At 63.7% G+C, this 559-nt stretch carries 1 protein-coding gene and 1 pseudogene; one reads left to right on the forward strand and one right to left on the reverse strand.

The window, feature by feature from the left end; translation table 11 throughout:
- A pseudogene (locus A5701_RS22975) lies at nucleotides 1-420 on the forward strand (class I SAM-dependent methyltransferase); the annotation flags it as partial.
- Here the strand turns inward: A5701_RS22975 and A5701_RS27730 are convergent.
- Nucleotides 410-559, reverse strand: a 150-nt coding sequence (locus tag A5701_RS27730; RefSeq protein ID WP_197505041.1) for a class I SAM-dependent methyltransferase, incomplete at its 5' end; no start/stop codon positions are given. The pseudogene A5701_RS22975 and the gene A5701_RS27730 sit on opposite strands and share 11 nt — an antisense overlap.

Raw genomic sequence — 559 nt, forward strand, 5'->3', positions numbered from 1 at the left:
CCCGTCGACCGCATCGTTTCGATCGGCGCCTTCGAGCACTTCGGCCGCCAGCGCTACGGCCGCTTCTTCAAGATGGCCTACCAGGTGCTGCCGTCCGACGGAATCATGTTGCTGCACACCATCGTTCGCCCCTCCTTCAAGGAGGCCAGGGCGCGGGGCATGACGCTGACGCACGAGATCGTGCACTTCTCGCAGTTCATCCTCACCGAGATCTTCCCGGGGGGCTGGCTCCCGACCCCGCAGACCGTCGGGGAGTACGCCGTAACGGCCGGCTTCGAGCGGACTCTCAATTTGTGGGCGGCAAACCTGGCGGCCAACAAGGACGCGGCCATCGCCATCCAGTCGCAAGAGGTCTACGACCGCTACATGAAGTACCTGACCGGCTGCGAGGACTTCTTCCGCAAGGGCATCAGCAATGTGGGCCCTGGCGGAACAGCCTCGCGCAACCGGTCAGGTACTTCATGTAGCGGTCGTAGACCTCCTGCGACTGGATGGCGATGGCCGCGTCCTTGTTGGCCGCCAGGTTTGCCGCCCACAAATTGAGAGTCCGCTCGTAGTG

The organism is Mycobacterium sp. E3305, assembly GCF_001666785.1.
Classification (GTDB): Bacteria; Actinomycetota; Actinomycetes; order Mycobacteriales; family Mycobacteriaceae; genus Mycobacterium.